Here is a 21,710-nt window from a genome sequence, read left to right as displayed (position 1 = left end):
TGACTGATAGAACAACAGAGGATTAATTATCAGCCTTTGTGCTGTAAGCCGCGACCAAAGCCCTATGCAACTGACCGATCGACAGATCGCGAATAATAGGGCGGGGTACACCGCGCAGCCAGTCGATAAATCGATTGATGCAGAACAGATCGAAGCCTTCCGACTGAAACAGATATTCATTTTCTTGCAAACCAAAGGTTGTTCGATAGCCATCTTCTTCAGTACATAAAATCACGCCGAATGCTTGGGCTATTTCTTCTAGCAGCTCTGAGCCGTCGTCGCCAGTGATACCAAGGTCAGCTTCAAGATAAGTATCTTCATTGATTGGGGTTCGACGATGGCTACTAAAATCGCGCACAAATTCGATTACCTGAACAAGAGAAGGTATCAATTTATATTTTCCTCACGGTTATCAACATAGCGTTATCGAGGTTAATGGTTGTTTTATTTTATAGTTGGATATCACCATTATATATATCCACTCCCCCTAAAATGAGACCGCTATAATTAGATTTTCTACCTTAACATTTGCAGAGGTCGAAATGAAAAAGTACGTTTTACCGAAACTCAAAAACGAGGTAACAAAAAAGCCACTTCTTGCGAAGTGGCTTAATTATATGAATTTAAAACTAAAATTTGGTGGCCCCTACTGGACTTGAACCAGTGACCAAGCGATTATGAGTCGCGTGCTCTAACCAACTGAGCTAAGGGGCCGAGGGCAAGCATTATACGGCAGTGTTTAGGCGTAGGTCTATAGGTTATAGTTTGTATGCGTAATTTATATACAGTATTAGGCTGTTGTTATTATTGATGGTTTTTGCGATAACTCGTTGTAAGTAGCTATCGAGGGAAGAGAATGATTGTCGATATTATCGCCGAAGATCTGCGCGTGGTGTTTTGTGGCATCAATCCAGGTTTATCTACTGCGCATCACGGCTACCATTTTGCTAACGCCAATAATCGTTTCTGGAAGGTGATTTATCAGGCGGGGTTTACCGCGCGTTTGCTTAAGCCTGAAGAGGAGCAACATCTGTTGGATACCGGTTGTGGGATTACTATGTTGGTAGATCGTCCAACGGTTGAAGCCAGCGAGTTGGCGAAAGATGAGCTGCAGCAGGGCGGGGCGGCGTTACATGAGAAAGTCCTGCGCTACCAGCCGCGTGCATTGGCGGTGTTGGGCAAGCAGGCATTCAGCCGCGCGTTTGGCGTGAGTAAAGTGAGCTGGGGGTGTCAGCCGCAGAAGATAGGTGAAACGGAAGTCTGGGTGTTGCCAAACCCGAGCGGACTGAACCGAGCTACGCTGGATGAGCTGGTAGCTGCTTACCGTGAGTTATATGATGCTATCGGCTAGATGTTAATATGCCCTGCCAACGATAGCTGACAGGGCATAAAGTGATTCATTAAATCACGTATGCAAATTAAGGATTTCTAATCACTGCTCGGCGGGTATAGTTTTTTACGCCCAGTGAGCCGGCGAAACCACTGATCAGTGCACCAATCAGCAACGCAAAGAATGACCACAACGCGGTACGAGCAACGGCTTTAGCTGCATCGTTGGCTTGTTCGCGTGCTTTCTGTTTCAGCTCTGCGTATTTCTGTTTAGCCTGCTGGATTTTCTGTTCAGCTTCATTCAAACGCTGATTAACGATCTCGGCAGTTTTGTTCTTAGTCTCAATCAGGTTATCGACCGTTTTATTGACTTCATCTGGCGTTAGATCGGTGTTATCAGTCAGCGCTTTGGTCAGGCTGTCGCGATCGACATCTTTAGTCAGCGCTTCACCACGTGCTTTCAGCTTATCAACCAGGCTTTGAATCGCAGCATCGCTATCTTCGCCACCGGTAGCAATTTGCTTCACAGTATCGGTGATGTCGTTTTTAGCGCCTTCCAGCTGCTTGTGCATATAATCCGGCTGCAAGGAGTCGATATTACTTTTACGCAGCGCATCGACGATGTTGCTTTTCAGCTCTTCTGGTTTTAGGTCGGTATCAATACCGAGGTTATCAAAAGCTTTACCTCCCGCTTTAGCCAACCCGGAAATACCACTGCCGACAGCAGAACCCGCGCCTGAAACTACGCTACCTGTTGCTGAAGCAATAGAACCTAGTGCGCTGCCAGTGGCTTTTACTGCGCTGCCGATAAGTAAACTCCCCAGAATGGCGGCGACGATAAGCGCGGTGGCCCACACCAGGAAACCGTGGATAAATCCATCGTTTGCCGCGAGTCGCCCTGCAACATAACCGCCAGCGGCCAAACTCAGAATAATCGATATAGCTGACCAGATAACAACGGTAGTTCCCGCTCCGTTAACAGGGTCGTCAGATAATGGGTCAACAATCGCTAACCCCAAACTGGTGCCCAGAGTGGACAGCAGCAACGATATCGCTAAAACGGTTACCACACCGCCAATAATGCTACCCCATGAGATTCTTTTTGCTGCCGTCAACTCATCAGAAATATGCATAGTTGTTACTCCCTGTCTTATCAGATTATTGGTATTACTCGCGTGAAGCTTAAAAAGTATAGACGATAATTCTTATGTGTTTTTTATTTGCTTTTTAATTCCTGAAATAAGCGGAATTAACAATATATTTGATGGTGGATCTGGGTGTTGGTTTTATGCACATTGATGTTATGGCGTGGAAAATAGGGCGAGAGGAATATTTCAAATATGGAGGGTATAAAAAAAACACCCTGAAGGCATAAACCCGCAGGGTGTTTAGAATCAGACGAAACCTTAGTGGTTAGTCGTCCAGGAAGCTACGCAGTACTTCAGAGCGGCTAGGGTGGCGCAGTTTACGCAACGCTTTCGCTTCGATCTGACGGATACGCTCACGGGTAACGTCGAACTGTTTACCCACTTCTTCCAACGTATGGTCGGTGTTCATATCGATACCGAAACGCATACGCAGAACCTTCGCTTCACGTGCAGTTAGACCAGCCAGGACGTCGTGTGTTGCAGAGCGCAGGCTCTCTGACGTTGCAGAATCCAGCGGCAGCTCAAGCGTGGTATCTTCAATGAAGTCGCCCAGATGCGAATCTTCTTCGTCACCGATTGGGGTTTCCATTGAGATTGGCTCTTTAGCAATTTTGAGCACTTTGCGGATTTTATCTTCCGGCATCAACATGCGCTCAGCCAACTCTTCTGGCGTTGGCTCACGGCCCATCTCTTGCAGCATCTGACGGGAAATACGGTTGAGTTTGTTGATAGTCTCAATCATATGTACCGGGATACGGATGGTACGCGCTTGGTCAGCGATAGAACGGGTGATAGCCTGACGGATCCACCAGGTTGCATAAGTTGAGAACTTATAACCACGGCGATATTCAAACTTATCAACGGCTTTCATCAGACCGATGTTACCTTCCTGAATCAAATCCAGGAATTGCAGACCACGGTTGGTGTATTTCTTAGCGATAGAAATAACCAGACGTAAGTTTGCTTCAACCATCTCTTTCTTCGCACGACGCGCTTTCGCTTCGCCGATAGACATGCGACGGTTGATGTCTTTGACTTGCTCAATTGTCAGACCGGTTTCTTCTTCAATCTGGCGCAGTTTCTGCAAGCCGCGTTGAACGTCTTCGGTCACTTCTTTGAGTTTTTCAGACCAAGGTTTTGCCATGGCCAGTGCTGCATCGAACCAAGTCTGGTTGGTTTCGTTGCCAGCGAACAGGTTGACGAAGTTTTTCTTCGGCATTTTGCACTGTTCAACACACAGCTTCATGATCAAACGTTCTTGAGCACGGACGCGATCCATCATAGAACGCATGCTGTTAACTAAGAAGTCGAACTGTTTTGGCACCAGACGGAACTGCTTGAACACGTCAGACAGCTTCAGAATCTCTTCTGCTGCGCTTTTGTGGTTACGGCCGTTCTTTTTGATCACCAGACGTGTTGCTTCGTGTTGTTCACGTAGTTCGGTGAACTTCTGACGAGCCAGTTCTGGATCGATGCTGTTATCGTCTTCAGCATCTTCATCTTCGTCTTCATCATCGTCCGAATCGTCCAATTCTTCATTGGTCAGTTCAGAGCCGACGTGAGTCGCGGTCGGTGCGATGTCTTCTTCTGCATTAGGGTCAACAAAACCGGTGATCAAATCAGACAGACGAGCTTCGCCTGCTTCAACGCGGTCATATTGCTCTAGCAGATAGGTGATAGCTTCCGGGTATTCTGCAACTGAACATTGAACCTGGTTAATACCATCTTCAATGCGCTTGGCGATGTCGATTTCGCCTTCGCGAGTCAGCAGTTCAACGGTACCCATTTCGCGCATATACATACGCACTGGGTCGGTTGTCCGGCCAATTTCAGATTCAACGCTGGAAAGCACCTGTGCGGCGGCTTCTGCTGCGTCGTCGTCGGTGTCAGGTCGGTTTTCCGCCAGCATGAGATCATCGGCGTCAGGTGCTTCTTCAAGTACCTGAATGCCCATGTCATTAATCATCTGGATGATGTCTTCGATCTGGTCGGAGTCGACGATATCTTCCGGCAGATGGTCATTGACCTCAGCATAGGTCAGATAGCCTTGCTCCTTACCACGGGTGACAAGTAGCTTAAGCTGTGACTGCGGGTTTTGCTCCATAAGACGGTATCCACACTTCAGAGTATTGGGTTGGTGTCGGTCGGCGAAACCGCCAACAATAACTTTAGGGCTGTTTTATTCGCCGCGGCCCACTGTAGCGGCATCTTGCGGGGTAGCACCCCGACATTTATCGGCACTTAAGCCGTTTGGTATTCGTTAGGCGGTTTTCATTGCCATTTGAACCTGTTCACTATTATTTTAGTGCTGTCATGTTCAAACTGCCTGTGGCAATCTGCTTGAAGCGAGTGATTCAAGCCTATTTCTTTTTGGCTAACACTTGATTGAGCGAACGGACTTCTTCACGTTCTGCTGGGCTAAGCCCATGCGTTCGGGCTTGCGCAATCAATGTTTCCAGCCGTTTTTCGAGGATTGAGTCGTACAAGCTTGCTAGCGTTGCGCGAAATTCCTCTTCTACCATTTCCTCAACGATCATGTGGTTCCATGTCGCCAAAGTTTCAAGCTGTTGGCTGAATTTATTATCACGATAATTCTCTAGCAACTGGCCGGTCGTTAACCCCGGCTGTGCAAGACATGTCGCAACCAGCTCAGTAAATAAATCCAATCCCGGTTGGTTTACCTGCTCCAACCCTTGCAGCGAAGGTATAAGTGTAGCCAGTTGTGGATTTTGTACCAATAGCCCAATAAGTATACGCATGGTTGTGCGTTTTAGCTGGGGCGCCTGGTAAGTATTCGCACTATCTGCCTGCTTCGGCATCAGCTTTTCGAGCTGATTATCATCCAAAATGCCGAGCTTATTACCTAACTGCTGACGTAAATATAAACGTAATGTCTCGCCGGGTACCTGGCTTATCAACGGGAGCGCTAGCATACTCAACTTAGTGCGGCCGTCTGGGCTACTCAAATCCACTTGCGGCATTAAAGAGTCGAACAAGAAGGTTGAAAGCGGCATTGCCTGCTCCATCCGTTGTTCAAATTGCTCTTTGCCTTCTTTGCGAACCAACGTATCCGGGTCTTCGCCATCGGGTAAAAACATAAAGCGCAGCTGGCGGCCATCATTAAGATAAGGCAGTGCCGTTTCTAACGCGCGCCATGCCGCTTCTCTGCCTGCTCTGTCACCGTCGTAACAACACACCACGGTATCCGTCACGCGGAATAACAGCTGAATATGTTCGGCTGTGGTTGAGGTTCCAAGCGAGGCAACAGCATAATCAATACCGAACTGCGCTAGCGCGACAACGTCCATATAGCCTTCAACGACTAGCAGTCGCGTTGGCGTAGGATGCTTTAATTGTGCCTCATAAAGGCCATACAGTTGGCGACCTTTATGGAAAATATCTGTTTCCGGGGAGTTAAGATATTTGGGCATGCCATCACCCAAAACGCGTCCACCGAAGGCGATTACGCGGCCTCGTTTATCGCGGATAGGGAACATAACCCGTTCGCGGAAGCGGTCGTAACTGCGGCCTTGATCATTTGTCACTAACATTCCGGCATCGTTCAATGAACTGATATCGTCGGCGTTTTTACCAAAGCGTTTTAAGGCGTTATCCCAACCTGCGGGAGCGAAACCAATGGCAAAATGGTTAATGACTTCATCGCTTAATCCTCGTTTTGCCAGATACTCACGTGCTGGCGCCCCGGCGGATTGTTTAAGCGACTGTTGATAGAACGCGCTAAGCGGCTCCATCAATTGGTAAAGACTTTGGCGTTGATGGCGTTCCATTGGGGTTGGGCCGGTGCCAACTTCATAAGGCACTTCCAAACCTTGCATGGTCGCCAGTTCCTCGATGCATTCAACAAACTCGAGTCTGTCGTAGTTCATCAGGAAGTCGACGGCGTTACCGTGAGCTCCACAGCCAAAACAGTGATAAAACTGCTTATCGCCGTTTACCGTAAATGAGGGTGTCTTCTCATGGTGAAATGGGCAGCACGCGTGATAGTTCTTGCCTTGTTTTTTCAGCTTTACCCGCGCGTCGATTAAATCGACGATGTCGGTTCTAGCCAGCAAGTCATTGATAAATACGCGCGGAATTCTCCCAGCCATAAGCCCCTTACTCACTTACCTTTCATCTTTCGTGTTACAGCCCGAACAGAGACGGCATAACGAAACATATTAGGTATAGCCTATAAACGAGAACAAGCCGCGCATTCCTTTCGGAAAGCACGGCCTTCGTATGCGACTACTCAGCCTGCGCATTCTTAAACATCAAAAATGCGAGATGGGGTTACCCCCAGAAGATTAATACAGACGAGTACGGCGTGCGTTTTCGCGAGCCAGTTTCTTGGCGTGGCGTTTTACTGCAGATGCTTTAGCGCGTTTACGTTCGGTAGTCGGTTTTTCATAGAATTCACGACGACGAACTTCAGCCAGAACACCTGCTTTTTCGCAGGAACGTTTGAAGCGACGCAGAGCTACGTCGAACGGCTCGTTTTCACGTACTTTAATTACAGGCATGTGCCTCTCACCTCGATAAAATCGGTTTGTTTGCTAGCGTTGTGCCAGCACATTTCAAAATGGTGCGGAATTTTACTCCAACTTGCACGGCGTTGTAAAGCACAACGGCAAATTGAAGCAGGCGCATTCCACTTCAGATTGCGCTCGCTTTTGCGTCGGTCGGCGATTATATACCAATCAACTAAAATTGCTCGCTATTAATCGCCTGAATCTCAGCAAACGGGCCCGATGAGTGCGTAAAATCCAAGGATCCTGGCGATCGAAACGCGCTAATCGGCGGATTTGTGGTAGACTGCGCGCCGCGAAATCGTACAAGAACATTACGTACAAGAACATTGACGGAAAGAGTGATGCGAGTACTGGGTATTGAAACGTCCTGCGATGAAACCGGAATTGCAGTTTACGATAGTGAAACCGGTTTGTTGGCCAACCAACTCTATAGCCAGGTAAAATTACACGCCGATTACGGCGGTGTGGTGCCTGAGCTGGCGTCACGCGACCATGTGCGCAAAACTATCCCACTGATTCAGGCGGCGTTGAAAGAGGCGAATCTCAGTGCGCAAGACATCGATGGCGTGGCTTATACCGCAGGGCCGGGCTTAGTCGGCGCATTGCTGGTTGGTGCGACGATTGGCCGTTCTTTGGCGTTTGCCTGGAACGTTCCTGCTATCCCGGTGCATCATATGGAAGGCCATCTGTTGGCCCCGATGCTTGAAGATAACCCACCGGCGTTTCCTTTCGTTGCGCTGCTGGTTTCCGGTGGCCATACCCAATTGATCAGCGTGAAGGGCATCGGCCAATACGAACTGCTCGGCGAATCTATTGATGATGCCGCCGGTGAAGCTTTCGATAAAACGGCTAAGCTGCTTGGGCTGGATTATCCCGGCGGACCGTTGTTGTCAAAAATGGCACAACAAGGCGTGGCGGGACGTTTTACCTTCCCCCGTCCAATGACCGATCGCCCTGGCCTGGATTTCAGTTTCTCCGGTCTTAAAACCTTTGCTGCCAATACCGTGCGTGACAATGATAGCGATGCACAAACGCATGCCGATATCGCCCGTGCCTTTGAAGATGCAGTAGTCGATACGCTGGCAATCAAATGCAAACGTGCGCTGGAACAGACCGGGTTCAAACGTTTAGTTATGGCCGGTGGTGTGAGCGCTAACCGTACATTACGCGCTAAATTGACCGAAGTGATGGCTAAGCGCGGTGGGGAAGTATTCTACGCTCGCCCAGAGTTTTGCACCGATAATGGTGCGATGATTGCCTACGCGGGAATGGTTCGTTTAACGACAGGTGCAACCCAGGATCTTTCTGTATCCGTGCGACCACGCTGGCCATTGGCAGAGTTACCGGCTATCTAAGCTCGCGCTTGGCTTTATCGCTGCGCTCACTGCGTTGGCTGGACGGAACGGTTGAGCCGGGCCTCTTTGCCCGGCTTAGCCTAAATCGGCGGTCCTGCATGTATTCTCTGGGCTGACAAAGTGCGCGACTAGGTTAGAAAAGCCAGTCAAAAGCATCAGATTCAGCGCATAAATGCTTGCAGGCGTTTTATCTGCTGTCCAGCCGAATCAAAATTATCCTTGCTTAACCATTGTGCAAACGCGCTGGCGACAGATGGCCAGCGATCGCCGGTGATGGCAAACCAGTCGGTGTCGCGGGTGCGCCCTTTGGTGATGACCGCATATTTGAAAGTCCCTTCATATAGAAATCCAAAACGCAGTGCGGCCTGTTTCGACGGCGTATTATGGCTGTCGCATTTCCATTCGCAACGCCGGTAGCCAAGGCTGTCAAAGGCATAGTGCAACATCAGCGATATCGCTTCTGTGGCGGTAGAATGGCGTTTCATTGCCGGTGACCACCTGACATGGCCAATTTCCAGTACCCCGTTTGCTTCATCGATACGCATATAAGCCACGCTGCCAACCGCTAAGCCGGTACTCAGGTCAAATACCGTAAAATTTACTAACGCCGGGTTGTCATGCATATCACGCAGATTTTGCAGCATAGCTTGCGGACTTTCTGGGCGTTCTGTAAACAAATAGGTCCAGTCACGGCCATCGGTCATCTGCTGGAATGCTTCAAATAATTCTACGTAATCACGCTGTGGATTAAGCGGTTCAAGGCGACAAAAACGACCGTTAAGAATCTCATCACCGGGACGTTTTGCTGGTTGCCACTCGGGTAACGGATCACCAACAGTTTGGCCATGTTGATTGATTATCATCTGTCTTCTTCCTGGCAACCGTTAACGGGTATAAACGATAAATGAGCTTCTTTTGCCGATTTTGTCGTACAGAGAGCGTGCAGGGGCGTTGTATTCCTGTGTCATCCAATACACTCTATCGCTGCCTCTTTCGTTGGCGAGTTGATAGGCATGTTGGAAGAGTTTTTCTGATACTTTCTGCCCGCGTGCTGTAGGAGAAACGTACAAATCCTCGATGTAGCAGTAGCCAGCTGTGCTCCAGGTCGAAGGATGGAAAATAAGATTCATTAATCCCAATAAATTGCCGTTTTTATCTTCCGCGACTAAGCCATAAACATGTTGATCGCCACAGAGACGCTCAAAGGTGTTGTCAGTGATTTGCGCGGTTACGTCCGCACGATAAAAATGGAGATACCCTTGCCAAAGAGCGAGCCATTGCGATTTATCATCGTTTTTTATTCTGCGAACTACTACTTCACTATTACATTGAATCATGCATATCTCTCTGTTTTAAATGGTTATTTATGAATAAATCAACCGAGTAAACAGCAGGATACCTTGGCAATGACAGGGCGGGTACAGACCAATTGATGACAATGAGCAGACCAATTTTAACGGCGTGACTCAGCGGCCATTTAGCGGGGAAGCGTACTGAAAATGTGTGCGATACGTTTGATGAACTGGAGGATTTCATCGGGTGAATAGGCGGCGAATCCCAGTACTAATGCACCTTGTTTAGGTTGCTTAGTGTAAAACTCAGCTAGCCCATGGAGTCTGATCTCTTGCGCGGCGCAGGCTTGTATCAAACGTTGCTCTGTTGCGTTATCGGCCAGCGGGCAAACTAATTGCAAGCCGCCTTGTGGCAACTGTGGTTGCGTCCAGTCTGCAAGATATTGATTCACCGCAGCGTAGAGAATATCGAGCCTGGCTTTGTAAAGTGTGCGCATATTGCGTAAATGCTCGACATAAAAATCACCGCGTAAAAATTTATACAGTGTCATTTGTGTCAGTCCTGATGTATAGCCATCCTGAAATTGCTTGGCGGCGACCATCGGCTGGATTAACGCGGGAGGGACAATCATGAAACCGATACGTAATCCGGGGAACAGAGTTTTGCTGAAGGTGCCGATATAGAGCGTACGCTGATATTTATCCAGCCCCTGTAATGACGCGGTGGCTTGCCCCTGATAAGTAAATTCAAAACCGTAATCATCTTCGATGATCCAGGCTTTTTTGTCTCGCGCCCAATCAAGTAGCTTTAATCTTCTCTCAATACTGAGCGGATGCCCAAGCGGTTAGTGGTGAGACGGCGTGATGTAAACCCCTCTGCCGCCGCTGGAGGCATTAACGAGTTGATCGATGTTCATCCCTGCCTGATCTACCTCGATGGGGCGGGTTACAAGCCCTGCAGATAGCGCCAGTTTCTTCGCGCCTTGATATCCTGGCTCTTCGACGAACACGGTATCGCCGGGATTAAAAAGCACCTGAGTACATAGCGACAATGCCTGTTGAGAGCTGGTAACGACGATTACCTGTTGGAGGCAGGCCTCGACACCTCTTTCTCGTCGCAGATATTCAATAATTTCGCTACGCAGCTCTTCCAGCCCTTGTGGATCTGTGTAACCGAGTAAACGGGTGCTCTCCTGGCGAACGGCGAGTTTTTCTAGTTGTAGCCAGGTATCGATAGGGAAAGGGCGTAAATCGGGAATGGAGGGCGTCAACGATCCGGCGCGGTTATTATGTGGTGTGTGATAGGTGGACAGTAACAACTGGCCGTGCTCGCTGAGTTCGCGCTCTACCAACGGGCCATTATCTGCGTTGCCAGCGGACAGCAGTTCGCGGCCAATCAAGGTGTTTTGCTGATAATTGACAAAGCTCCCGCGTCCTACTTTGCGAGCAATATAGCCTTCGGCTTCTAGCTGCGCGTAGGTGAGTTCGACGGTATCACGCGATACCTTTAGCTGGCTTGCCAGAGCACGACTAGCAGGAAGCCGGGCTTGATATTGTAATGCCCCGGTTGTCACCAGCTGTTTGATAGCCAAGTGCAACGCAGCTTTTCTTGTTATTCCCTGCTGCAATTGCGCGCTAAATAGAGTCTGTATAGCACTAGAGGAAGACGATGAGCTGTCGCTGCGGCGTTTCATGGTTATCCTTAACTGCGGGCGGAAAAAATAGAAAAAACTTAACAATATCAATCTATCGAGCCAAAAAAAGCCAGTCGGCATAAGCGGACTGGCATAAGCCATCGTTGATGGTTTATATGATGGCTATTTATCTTTTTTCGCTGTTTTTTCAGCAGCAAGCGCCGCTTTCTTGGCCGCTCTTTTTTTCTTCAATTTGTCCCAGATCTTACTTTCCTGACCGCGCCATAAACGCTGGATATTGTCATGATGGCGCAACAAAATCAGGCAAGACAACATGGCAACTGGGAAGGTGAACTGTGGTTTGAACCACCAGACATAGAACGGAGCGATCAGCGCGCTGACAATCGCGCCAAGTGATGAATAACCACTAAGTAATACGGTGAGCAGCCAGGTACCGGTCATGAGTCCAGTTAAGTCCCAGCCGATCGGGGCAATAGCACCGAAAGCTGTGGCAACGCCTTTTCCGCCTTTAAAGTGGAAAAATACCGGATAGATATGCCCAAGGCAGGCAGCGATTGCTGTTAAACCAAGATATAGCGGTGGAATATTGAGTTTATAAGCCAGCCAAACCGGTAACATGCCTTTGAGCACATCGCAGATAAGTACTGTCGCTGCGGCAGCTTTGCCGCCGATACGCAATACGTTAGTTGCCCCAGGGTTGCCAGAACCTTGGGTACGTGGGTCGGGGAGTTTCGCCAAGCGGCACACCAGAATTGCACTGGAGATCGAGCCACATAGATAGGCGAAAATAATCATGCCAAGCGCGGTAGCACTCATAACGCAGTTCCGTCTAATTAGGGTCGTGTTAATAGCAACATCTGTGGATAATACGCATTTTCCGCTGGAAGTGATATCCGGTAACACCAAAAACAGAGAATTGCCTGATGGATATTGTATTTATAGAACAACTAAGCGTGATTACCACTATCGGAGCTTTTGATTGGGAACAAACTATCCAACAGAAGCTGGTGTTCGATATCGAGCTTGCCTGGGATAATAAAATCTCTGCGGCCAGTGATGATGTGAATGATTGCCTGAGCTATGCCGATGTGAGCGAGGCGGTGATCCAGCACGTCAGTAGCCAGAATTTTGCTTTGGTTGAACGCGTGGCGGAAGAGGTCGCTACACTGTTATTGGCGCGTTTTAAGTCACCTTGGGTGCGTATTAAATTGAGTAAACCGGGCGCGGTAGCACAGGCCGCCAATGTTGGTGTCATTATCGAGCGTGGCAAGCGCAGCTAAACCCGTCATACTTGAAGTTGCTTCTGCGTTGGCGGCGGTTGCTTACCCGAATCACTTGACCGTAGTAAGCTCATCGGGATGCGCTCCCTTGCCGCCTTGATGTAACTCCAATTATTTTGGGTATAATCATTCAATTAACGGCTTCTGGCTCAATGAAAACAGCCCGCCATGGGCTGTTTCAGATGATAAAATTATAAAGCAATTTCCTGCGTCAGTTTCCATTGCGCTACCGCCTGAATCCGGCGTTTTTTTAGCTCATCGCGAATCGCGATCCCCTGTAAACCTAGCTCGACGACTTCTTTGATAGACACGCTATTGGCCGCTTGGAAAGCCTCGCGCAAGTAATCGCCCTGCGTATAGACCATGTTCTCAAAACCTGTTCTGCCACGGGCATCGGCTTCGCTGGTTAGGATCATCTGTTCCAGACGCTGTGGTTTGCGCCACACGTCGATGGCATCAAATAATTTCAACAGCGTTTCTGGACGCAGTTTATTTACCGTGTGGATCAAGTCATGGAACTCTGCCACTAATTTGGCTAAGTCTTTAATGTGAGTTGGCACGCGCAATCGCTGGCATAGGTTCTCAACAAGCTTCACACCTGCTGGACCGTGGCCGTGATGCGAAGGCCAAAGTGCTGGTGGCGTTAATCCTTTACCGAGATCGTGACATAGCGCGGAGAAACGGATATCGACCTCATCGCTGAGTTCTGCAGCAATTTTTAGGGTCATTAAGGTATGGATACCGGTATCAATTTCTGGATGCCATTTTTCCGGGGCTGGCACTCCAAACAGCTTATCAACCTCAGGAAACAGCACTTTCAGCGCGCCACAATCACGAAGCACCTGGAAATAGATTTGTGGATCCTGGGTTTGTAGCGCTTTTTCCGTCTCTTTCCACACGCGTTCTGGCGTTAATGCTTCCAGTTCACCGCTTGCTGTCATTGCCTGCACAAGTTCTTGTGTTTCGGGGGCAATTGTAAAGCCAAGATGAGCAAAACGCGCGGCGAAGCGGGCAAGGCGCAATACGCGCAGCGGATCTTCGCCAAATGCATCTGAAACATGGCGTAAAATACGGTTTTTTAGATCGACTTGGCCGTTATAAGGATCAAACAGTTCGCCTTCAGCACTACGCGCAATAGCATTGATTGTCAGATCGCGGCGCAATAAATCCTGCTCTAGTGTCACATCTGGTGCGGCATAGCAGGTAAAACCGTTATAGCCTTGGCCTGATTTGCGTTCGGTACGCGCCAGCGCATATTCATCGTGGCTGACTGGATGTAGGAATACTGGAAAATCCTTACCGACTTGCTGATATCCCTGCCCCAACATGTTTTCTGGGGTTGAACCAACCACCACCCAGTCATGTTCAGTTACTGGGAGATTTAGCAGGCTGTCGCGGACGGCACCGCCGACGAGGTAGATTTTCACGGGGCAACTCCTGAAAAAGGAATCGCAAAGGCACTCAAGGTGCTTTTGCATTAAAAATGGATTCAGCAATACACAATAGTAGCAGTGTAACAGAGTTGTTAAGGTAACTGCAGAGAAGCTTTACCAGCCGTTATCTGAATACGATGAGCCTGAGATAATATGTTTTATTGCCTGTTTGACATAAGGAATAGTGTCAGAGGGGAGTTTATCTACATTTCCCAACGCAGTTCTGAATGTTTATCGGGTTCTGCGAGGTCGGTGAAGCCTTGCCACTGCGGGTAAGTGATGGCGAGTGCTTTCAAGTATCACATGAGCACTAAGGGAATGAAGATGGGAATGTAATAACAGACTTTAAAAAGCCCCGTTAGCAAAGAAGGGGCGATGAATATTGCCATCAGTTATTAATGGCTATGACCTTTATGATTAGATTTTTACAGGTTGAGTCATTGCATATGCCACTGAACCACACTTCACCATGCTGACCAATCATGATTCCTGTATCTCGGGAGAATAGATCCGTATATTTCTGAGTGGTTATCGCTTTAGCGATATTCGGAGTCACGATATCACTATAATTCTTAATAAAATCAAGGTTGTTTTTAACAACAACTTTTTTACCCTTTATATTAACTTTGAGAGGGTAACTAACCATTTCGGCTACTTGTTCTTTATTTCTTTGCGTCACGCTTTGTTTTAGCGTTTCAAAAAAATCATGATAATTACTGTGAGATCCATAAAGCATATCCAGTCGGTCATTCACTTCCTGAACCGTGTTGCTCAAGGCATAGGGAGAAAATGACAAAGGAAACGCAAAGAGAGTTGTGAGTAATAATAATTTAATTGATTTCATGCAAAGCCTGTTGCCCTAAGTTATCTATTAAATTTACGCCATGAAATCAATGTGGTGCTCAGCGAGAGACAGAGTTTCGCTAAAGTACCAAAAGGCGCTGTTAAGCGCCTTTTGGTTATCAGTAACTCTAAAGAGCCATTGATCCTTAATTCATCCAGCGGTCTTTTTTCTTACGGCGCGGTACCAAATGCGGTAGCACCAAGCCGAGGATCAAACCAACGCCAGCGACACCGCCACCGTACATAAACCATTGTAAAATAATGGTACGTTGCTTGTCATCAAGCTGAACATTAACCGCGTTGACCTTTTTCTGTGCCACGATAAGTTGGTTTTTCAGATCCTGATTCTCTTTTTTCAGGCCATTGATCGTGCCATCGCTAGAGGCAACTTTCTGTTGCATCTCGGCGGTACGTTGGTTCCAGCTATTGTCGATATTATTCAACTTATCGGTCAGCGTTTTGACCTGCTGCTGTAGCGCAGGAACCTGGCTACGCAGACTTGGCGAGTTGCTTAGCTGATCCATTGGGATCCAAGCTGTGCGCCCTTTACCATCGACAATCTCACCATAGTTAGTCGCATTGTTGACACTTTTCAGCGTCACTTCATCACCGGAATTCAATGTTCCCATGATGCGATATTGATTGCCCGGACCACTGTGGATATAGGTGATCAAATCATCGGAGATATAGCGCTTTTCATCGGCATGAGCGCCCCAAGAGAGGCTTAAAGTCAGTAAACCGAGAGCAATTAGGCGTAATTTCTGCATTATTTCATCATTCTTAGTGGGTTTGCGGCACGCTAAAAGGGTGCCTATTGCGTATCAAGCGATAGTAAGTGCATAAGTGTGACGACGCAATGCTTAAACAGGAATGAGAACTATCTCAGAGGTTTTTAAAACCTCTTTTTTCGCTTCAGTAGCAATCTGTTAGGAAAATAGCCTATTTTATTGGCTAACTTAGCGGTGAGTCGTGTATTTAGCTGTCATCGCACTATTCTTCCCTGTGCTAGAATCGCGCAATATTTTATATCTTGCTTGTGCGCCTGTTGCCGGCAACGAATTGGTGTGAAGACTATGACCTTAGAAATCGAATTAAAATTTATCGCCAGCCCAGCAGCCATTGCTGAGCTGCCTTCGCTGTTAGCCTCGCTCACGAGCGTACATTCTGCGCCGCAGAAACTCACCAATATCTATTATGAAACTGCTAACAATACTTTGCGGTCGATGGATATGGGGCTGCGTATCCGTGGTTTCGATGACCAGTACGAAATGACCATTAAAACGGCGGGTACCGTGGTCGCGGGTTTGCACCAACGTCCGGAATACAATGTTGCGCTGAAAAAACCAGAGCTGAATTTAAGCCTGTTCCCAGCAGATATCTGGCCTGAAGGTTTGGATGTTAACGCGTTACAGGCTGAACTAAACCCGCTATTCCGTACTGATTTTGTACGTGAGAAGTGGGTGGTTACTCACAACAAAAGCGAGATTGAGATTGGCCTTGACCAAGGTGAAGTTGTCGCGGGAGAGCTGTCTGAGTCCTTGGCAGAAATCGAACTGGAAATTAAACAAGGCAACACGGCCGATTTGCTGGAACTGGCGGCGATTATCGGCAAACAAGGCGGATTGCGCCTCGGTGGTTTAAGTAAAGCTGCACGCGGTTATCATCTCGCGAAAGGAAATCCAGCGCGTGAAGTGCAGCCTTTCCCTATCTATAGCGCTGCGGCGAAAGCCAGCGTCGAGCAGGTGCTGAGCGGCATGATGAGCTTTGCCTTGGCGCAATGGCAATCTAACGAGGAGCTGTGGGTTCGTGGTGATAAAACCGCACGTTTGGCCGTGCTGCAAGCTGTTGAAGCGGTACGCCAGACATTGGTTATTTTTGGCGGGCTGATCCCACGCAAGGCGTCAACTGAACTACGTGCTCAGCTCACTGAACTGGTCGGTCAATTGGAACAGAAGGGCGCTGATGCCGAGTTGCTTTGCTACAGTGTTGGCTACTTGCAATGTAAGTTAGTGCTTACATCTTGGTTGGCTAATCAAGCGTGGAAACCTTTTGTTGATGCCAAATCGCAAACCAAGCTAGACAGCTCATTTAAGCGTTTTGCTGACATCATGTTAGGCAGAACGGCAGCCGACCTGAAAGAAGCGTTTGGTTCCTCGCTGACCGAAGCCGGTTTTAGCGATCAACTTGCTCGTTTAAAACGCCAGATTATCGCCTTCCACTTGCTGGCGGGGGCTTACCCAGAGCATGATGTAAAACCTTATATCAATGGTTGGCTCGAACTCCAGCAGGCCATCGTGCAACAACAGCACGCCTGGGAAGACTCCGCACGTCAACATGCGGTGATGCAGGATGCATTTTGGTTAAACGGACAGCCTCGTTAATTGATTGATGCCTGGAGTGCGCTTCAGGCTTATCAGATGCTCAAGGATCCTTACATGTTGCCTCTCACTCCTCTGCTGCAAACTCAGGCAGAAAAATTTCAGCTGCGCTTTGCGCAGAGCATCGAAAATCAGCAATTAAATGATATTCCCGCCCTGTCAGATAGTGCGTTGAGTGTCATTGCCAGTAGTGATTTCATCGGCGAAAACCTGATTCTGCACCCTGAGTGGTGGAGTGAGATAACGCAACATCCGCCGCAGGCCGAGGAGTGGCAATCCTATCGTGATGCGTTAGCGCAGTCAGTCGCTAGCGTCAATGATGAAGCCGGTTTGATGAAGGCATTGCGCGTGTTCCGCAAGCGCACGTTAACGCGTATTGCCTGGTCGCAAGCGATGCAAACCAGCAGTGTTGAGCAAACGTTACAGCAGTTGAGCGAACTGGCGGAAGTGCTGATTGTGAGCGCACGTGACTGGCTTTATGCCGCCTGCTGTCGCGAATGGGGCACGCCGGTGAATGCGCAAGGCGTGCCACAGCCGTTATTGATCCTCGGGATGGGGAAACTTGGCGGTGGTGAACTGAATTTCTCCTCTGATATCGATTTAATTTTTGCTTATCCAGAAAACGGTCACACGCAAGGCGGGCGTCGGGAACTGGATAACGGCCAATTCTTTATTCGTTTGGGACAACGGCTGATTAAAGCCTTGGATCAGCCGACTATCGACGGTTTTGTTTATCGGGTTGATATGCGGCTGCGGCCTTTTGGCGACAGTGGCCCGCTGGTGATGAGCTTCCCAGCATTAGAAGATTATTACCAAGAACAAGGCCGCGATTGGGAACGCTACGCGATGGTCAAGGCGCGGCTGATGGGCGGTGCTAATGACGAAAGCAGCATTGAATTACGTAAGATGCTGATGCCGTTTGTGTTCCGCCGTTATATTGATTTCAGCGTGATCCAATCACTGCGTAATATGAAGGGCATGATCGCCCGCGAAGTCAGACGCCGCGGATTGAAAGACAATATCAAGCTGGGCGCTGGCGGAATTCGTGAAATCGAATTTATCGTACAGGTATTTCAGTTGATTCGCGGTGGCCGCGAACCCTTATTGCAACAACGTTCTCTCTTGCCGACATTACAGGCTGTGGAATCATTAGGCCTGCTCCCCGCTGAGCAGGTTGCGCATTTACAGCAAGGCTATTTATTCCTGCGCCGCCTAGAGAATTTGTTGCAGGCGATTGGCGATGAACAGACACAAACTCTGCCCTCTGATGCGCTAAACCAAGCAAGATTAGCGTGGGGTATGGATTTTGCCGACTGGGACAGCCTGAAAGCCAGCACTGATGCGCATATGCTGGCGGTACGTGCGGTATTTAATGATCTGATTGGTGATGACACGCCAGAAGCCGGAGAAGATCCGCAATATAGCCAATTCAACAGTTTATGGATTGATGAGTTAGAAGATAGCGATCTGCTGCCGCTTACCCCGCAATTATCTGAAGACGCGCGTAAGAACCTGCTGCGTATTATTGCCGAATTCCGCCGCGATGTGGACAAACGTACTATTGGACCTCGCGGACGCGAACAGCTCGATCAGCTCATGCCGCGTCTGTTAGAACAAGTCAGTACTTACAATAATGCCGATGTCACGTTGCATCGCCTGACCGGCTTATTGCTCAATATTGTGACGCGAACCACGTATATCGAGCTGTTGGTCGAATATCCAGGGGCGTTGAAACAGCTGGTGCGACTGTGTGCGGCATCGCCAATGGTGGCTAACCAACTGGCACGACACCCGCTGCTGCTTGATGAGCTTCTCGACCCTACCACGCTGTACCAAACCATTGCGCCCGACGCTTACCGCGACGAACTGCGCCAGTATTTAATGCGCATCCCAACCGATGATGAAGAGCAGCAATTTGAAGCGCTACGCCAGTTTAAACAGGCGCAACACCTGCGTATTGCAGCCGGAGATATTTCTCGCACGCTGCCGGTGATGAAAGTTAGCGATCACCTGACCTATCTGGCGGAAGCTATTCTCGAGGTTGTGGTGCAGCAGGCCTGGGATTTAATGGTCTCCCGCTATGGGCAACCCACTCATTTACAACAGCTCGAAGGACGCGGTTTTGCGGTGATCGGCTACGGTAAATTGGGGGGCTGGGAGTTGGGATATAGCTCAGATTTGGACTTGGTGTTCATACTTGATTGCCCGGCAAATGTGGTAACAGATGGCGAGCGTAGTATCGATGGCCGTCAATTCTATCTGCGTTTGGCACAGCGAATTATGCATCTTTTCAGTACGCGTACTGCATCCGGTATTTTGTATGAGGTGGATCCGCGTCTGCGGCCGTCCGGCGCATCCGGCATGTTGGTTAGTACTATCGAAGCCTTTGCTGATTATCAGCATAACGAAGCCTGGACATGGGAACATCAAGCGTTGGTGCGTGCTCGTGTAGTTTATGGTGACGCGCAGTTGGCACAGCGATTTAATCAGACCCGGCAAGAGATCCTTTGCCGTCAGCGCGATGCTGACGAGCTGAAAAAAGAAGTACGTGAAATGCGCGAGAAAATGGTAACGCATTTGGCGAGCAAAAAAGGCAATGTGTTCGACCTCAAAGCCGACCCAGGTGGGATCACGGATATTGAATTTATTGCCCAATATTTGGTTCTACGTTTCGCCCAGAGCCAGCCGGGGCTGACTCGCTGGTCAGATAACGTTAGAATTTTTGAACTGATGGCGCAATTTGGCATTATGTCCGAAGAAGAAGCGACGCAGTTAAAACGTGCGTACATTACATTGCGTGATGAAATTCATCATCAAGCATTACAAGAACATAGTGGCAAAGTGGGTGTGGAATGTTTCAGCACCGAGCGTGAGCAAGTTCGCGCCAGTTGGGCTCGTTGGCTGTGTTAAGCCGGTTTTCCTCTGCGTGTGATATTATCTGCGCATGCTTTGTCTGAATAATTTACCTATTTGGTTTTATCTGTTTTGGAGTGTGGGATGAAAGTGACTTTGCCTGATTTTCGCCGTGCTGGCGTGCTGGTGGTTGGAGATGTGATGCTGGATCGCTATTGGTATGGCGCAACCAATCGTATTTCTCCAGAAGCGCCGGTGCCTGTCGTGAAGGTCAACACTATCGAGGAACGTCCTGGTGGGGCCGCCAACGTGGCGATGAACATTGCTTCTCTTGGGGCGAGTTCACAATTGATTGGGTTAACTGGCGCGGATGATGCTGCTATCGCACTGGGTAAAAGTCTGAGTGACGTTAAGGTTAACTGCGATTTCCTGGCGATCCCAACCCATCCAACTATCACTAAGTTACGCGTGCTTTCCCGCAATCAACAGTTGCTGCGCCTGGATTTTGAAGAAGGTTTTGAAGGCGTTGATCTGCAACCGATGCTGGAAAAAATCAAAAAGGCGCTGCCAAATACGGGAGCATTGGTACTGTCTGATTATGCCAAAGGCGCATTGAGTAATGTCAGTGCGATGATTGCTCTGGCGAAAGAAGCCGGGGTGCCGGTACTGATCGACCCTAAAGGCGCAAATTTCGAACCTTATCGCGGCGCGACCCTACTGACACCAAACTTGTCTGAGTTTGAAGCGGTCGTAGGTACTTGTAAAAACGAAGCTGAATTGGTTGAAAAAGGCATGAAGTTGATTGCTGATTTTGATTTGTCAGCTCTGCTGGTCACCCGCTCAGAACAAGGCATGACGTTGTTGCAACCGGGTAAAGAGCCGCTGCATATGCCAACACAGGCGCAGGAAGTGTATGACGTCACCGGTGCCGGTGATACCGTTATCGGTGTACTGGCAACGGTGCTTGCAGCGGGGCATTCGCTGGAAGAAGCCTGCTTCCTGGCCAATGCTGCTGCTGGTGTGGTCGTAGGGAAACTTGGTACGTCGACGGTGTCTCCTATCGAGCTGGAAAACGCTATTCATGGCCGCGCCGAAACCGGTTTTGGCGTGATGAGCGAAGAAGAACTCAAAGCCGCTGTTGCCATGGCGCGTCAGCGCGGTGAGAAAGTGGTGATGACCAACGGTATCTTCGACATTCTTCACGCTGGGCACGTTTCTTATTTGGCTAACGCTCGTAAGCTTGGCGATCGCTTAATTGTGGCGGCAAATAGCGATGCATCGACTAAGCGCCTGAAAGGCGAAACTCGCCCGGTGAATCCATTGGCACAGCGCATGGCCGTGCTTGCGGCATTAGGTGCGGTGGATTGGGTGGTCCCGTTTGAAGAAGATACGCCGCAGCGTTTAATTGCCGGAATTTTGCCAGATTTGCTGGTTAAAGGTGGTGATTACAAACCAGAGCAAATTGCCGGTGCCGAAGAAGTATGGGCGGCAGGTGGCGAAGTGCGTGTGCTTAATTTTGAAGATGGCTTGTCGACTACACGAATTATTAACCAAATTAAAAGCAACAATTAATAGCATTAACAGTGAGTTAATTTATAAAAGGCCTGCAATTTTG

The 21,710-nt window shown here is 48.9% G+C and carries 17 protein-coding genes, 1 tRNA gene and 1 pseudogene; 6 read left to right on the top strand and 13 right to left on the bottom strand.

The window, feature by feature from the left end:
• Positions 1-22 precede the first annotated feature (22 nt).
• Together ACL9RG_RS10605 and ACL9RG_RS10600 are read right to left on the bottom strand one after the other, a co-directional pair.
• Positions 23-391 (bottom strand): hypothetical protein, encoded by a 369-nt coding sequence (locus ACL9RG_RS10605; RefSeq protein ID WP_422792567.1) that lies wholly within the window; start codon positions 389-391, stop codon positions 23-25.
• 246 nt (positions 392-637) lie between these two features.
• Positions 638-714 (bottom strand) — tRNA-Ile (locus ACL9RG_RS10600).
• A gap of 142 nt (positions 715-856) precedes the next feature.
• Here ACL9RG_RS10600 and mug point away from each other — a divergent pair.
• On the top strand, positions 857-1,351 hold the full coding sequence (gene mug / locus ACL9RG_RS10595) for a G/U mismatch-specific DNA glycosylase (protein ID WP_422792566.1): 495 nt from the start codon (positions 857-859) through the stop codon (positions 1,349-1,351).
• A 67-nt stretch (positions 1,352-1,418) separates the two neighbouring features.
• Here mug and ACL9RG_RS10590 read toward each other — a convergent pair whose 3' ends face one another.
• The 4 genes from ACL9RG_RS10590 to rpsU form a co-directional block, all read right to left on the bottom strand.
• Positions 1,419-2,462, bottom strand: coding sequence for a CAP-Gly protein (locus ACL9RG_RS10590; RefSeq protein ID WP_422792565.1), 1,044 nt, complete (start codon positions 2,460-2,462; stop codon positions 1,419-1,421).
• A gap of 280 nt (positions 2,463-2,742) precedes the next feature.
• Entirely contained in the window at positions 2,743-4,581 is a 1,839-nt protein-coding gene (rpoD, locus tag ACL9RG_RS10585; RefSeq protein ID WP_422792564.1) for an RNA polymerase sigma factor RpoD, read from the bottom strand.
• A 256-nt stretch (positions 4,582-4,837) separates the two neighbouring features.
• Positions 4,838-6,586, bottom strand: coding sequence for a DNA primase (dnaG, locus tag ACL9RG_RS10580; protein ID WP_422792563.1), 1,749 nt, complete (start codon positions 6,584-6,586; stop codon positions 4,838-4,840).
• A gap of 195 nt (positions 6,587-6,781) precedes the next feature.
• Entirely contained in the window at positions 6,782-6,997 is a 216-nt protein-coding gene (rpsU, locus tag ACL9RG_RS10575) for a 30S ribosomal protein S21 (protein WP_001144069.1), read from the bottom strand.
• A 350-nt stretch (positions 6,998-7,347) separates the two neighbouring features.
• On the opposite strand from rpsU, the gene tsaD reads away from it, so the two are divergent.
• A complete protein-coding gene (tsaD, locus tag ACL9RG_RS10570; protein ID WP_422792562.1) occupies positions 7,348-8,361 on the top strand; it encodes a tRNA (adenosine(37)-N6)-threonylcarbamoyltransferase complex transferase subunit TsaD in 1,014 nt (337 codons plus the stop codon).
• A 161-nt stretch (positions 8,362-8,522) separates the two neighbouring features.
• On the opposite strand, the gene ACL9RG_RS10565 is transcribed toward tsaD, so the two are convergent.
• From ACL9RG_RS10565 to plsY, 4 genes and pseudogenes are all read right to left on the bottom strand, one after another.
• Positions 8,523-9,224 (bottom strand): GNAT family N-acetyltransferase, encoded by a 702-nt coding sequence (locus ACL9RG_RS10565; protein ID WP_422792561.1) that lies wholly within the window; start codon positions 9,222-9,224, stop codon positions 8,523-8,525.
• A 21-nt stretch (positions 9,225-9,245) separates the two neighbouring features.
• On the bottom strand, positions 9,246-9,698 hold the full coding sequence (locus ACL9RG_RS10560) for a GNAT family N-acetyltransferase (protein ID WP_422792560.1): 453 nt from the start codon (positions 9,696-9,698) through the stop codon (positions 9,246-9,248).
• A 140-nt stretch (positions 9,699-9,838) separates the two neighbouring features.
• Positions 9,839-11,347: pseudogene (locus tag ACL9RG_RS10555) on the bottom strand (PLP-dependent aminotransferase family protein).
• A 123-nt stretch (positions 11,348-11,470) separates the two neighbouring features.
• Positions 11,471-12,124: a glycerol-3-phosphate 1-O-acyltransferase PlsY gene (plsY, locus tag ACL9RG_RS10550; RefSeq protein WP_422792559.1), complete on the bottom strand. Its 654-nt coding sequence runs from the start codon at positions 12,122-12,124 to the stop codon at positions 11,471-11,473.
• A 107-nt stretch (positions 12,125-12,231) separates the two neighbouring features.
• Between plsY and folB the strand changes: the two genes are divergently transcribed.
• Positions 12,232-12,588 (top strand): bifunctional dihydroneopterin aldolase/7,8-dihydroneopterin epimerase, encoded by a 357-nt coding sequence (gene folB, locus ACL9RG_RS10545; RefSeq protein WP_422792558.1) that lies wholly within the window; start codon positions 12,232-12,234, stop codon positions 12,586-12,588.
• A 191-nt stretch (positions 12,589-12,779) separates the two neighbouring features.
• Here folB and ACL9RG_RS10540 read toward each other — a convergent pair whose 3' ends face one another.
• The 3 genes from ACL9RG_RS10540 to ACL9RG_RS10530 form a co-directional block, all read right to left on the bottom strand.
• Positions 12,780-14,015 carry a multifunctional CCA addition/repair protein gene (locus ACL9RG_RS10540; protein ID WP_422792557.1) on the bottom strand — a complete coding sequence of 412 codons (1,236 nt, stop codon included), beginning with the start codon at positions 14,013-14,015 and terminating at the stop codon, positions 12,780-12,782.
• A gap of 394 nt (positions 14,016-14,409) precedes the next feature.
• Positions 14,410-14,865, bottom strand: a complete 456-nt coding sequence (locus tag ACL9RG_RS10535) for a hypothetical protein (protein ID WP_422792556.1) — start codon at positions 14,863-14,865, stop codon at positions 14,410-14,412.
• Positions 14,866-15,010: 145 nt separating this feature from the next.
• Positions 15,011-15,631, bottom strand: coding sequence for a TIGR04211 family SH3 domain-containing protein (locus tag ACL9RG_RS10530; protein WP_422792555.1), 621 nt, complete (start codon positions 15,629-15,631; stop codon positions 15,011-15,013).
• A gap of 306 nt (positions 15,632-15,937) precedes the next feature.
• Here ACL9RG_RS10530 and ACL9RG_RS10525 point away from each other — a divergent pair, with 306 nt between their 5' ends.
• From ACL9RG_RS10525 to hldE, 3 genes are all read left to right on the top strand, one after another.
• On the top strand, positions 15,938-17,245 hold the full coding sequence (locus tag ACL9RG_RS10525; protein ID WP_422792554.1) for an inorganic triphosphatase: 1,308 nt from the start codon (positions 15,938-15,940) through the stop codon (positions 17,243-17,245).
• Positions 17,246-17,299: 54 nt separating this feature from the next.
• Positions 17,300-20,152, top strand: a complete 2,853-nt coding sequence (glnE, locus tag ACL9RG_RS10520) for a bifunctional [glutamate--ammonia ligase]-adenylyl-L-tyrosine phosphorylase/[glutamate--ammonia-ligase] adenylyltransferase (protein ID WP_422792553.1) — start codon at positions 17,300-17,302, stop codon at positions 20,150-20,152.
• Between the two features lie 87 nt (positions 20,153-20,239).
• Positions 20,240-21,667, top strand: coding sequence for a bifunctional D-glycero-beta-D-manno-heptose-7-phosphate kinase/D-glycero-beta-D-manno-heptose 1-phosphate adenylyltransferase HldE (gene hldE / locus ACL9RG_RS10515; protein ID WP_422792552.1), 1,428 nt, complete (start codon positions 20,240-20,242; stop codon positions 21,665-21,667).
• Positions 21,668-21,710 lie beyond the last annotated feature (43 nt).

It is taken from the genome of Rouxiella sp. Mn2063, assembly GCF_049319665.1.
Classification (GTDB): Bacteria; Pseudomonadota; Gammaproteobacteria; order Enterobacterales; family Enterobacteriaceae; genus JBMOUD01.
Note: the sequence above shows the minus strand (reverse complement) of the source record. Positions and strands in the feature narration are given on the sequence as shown.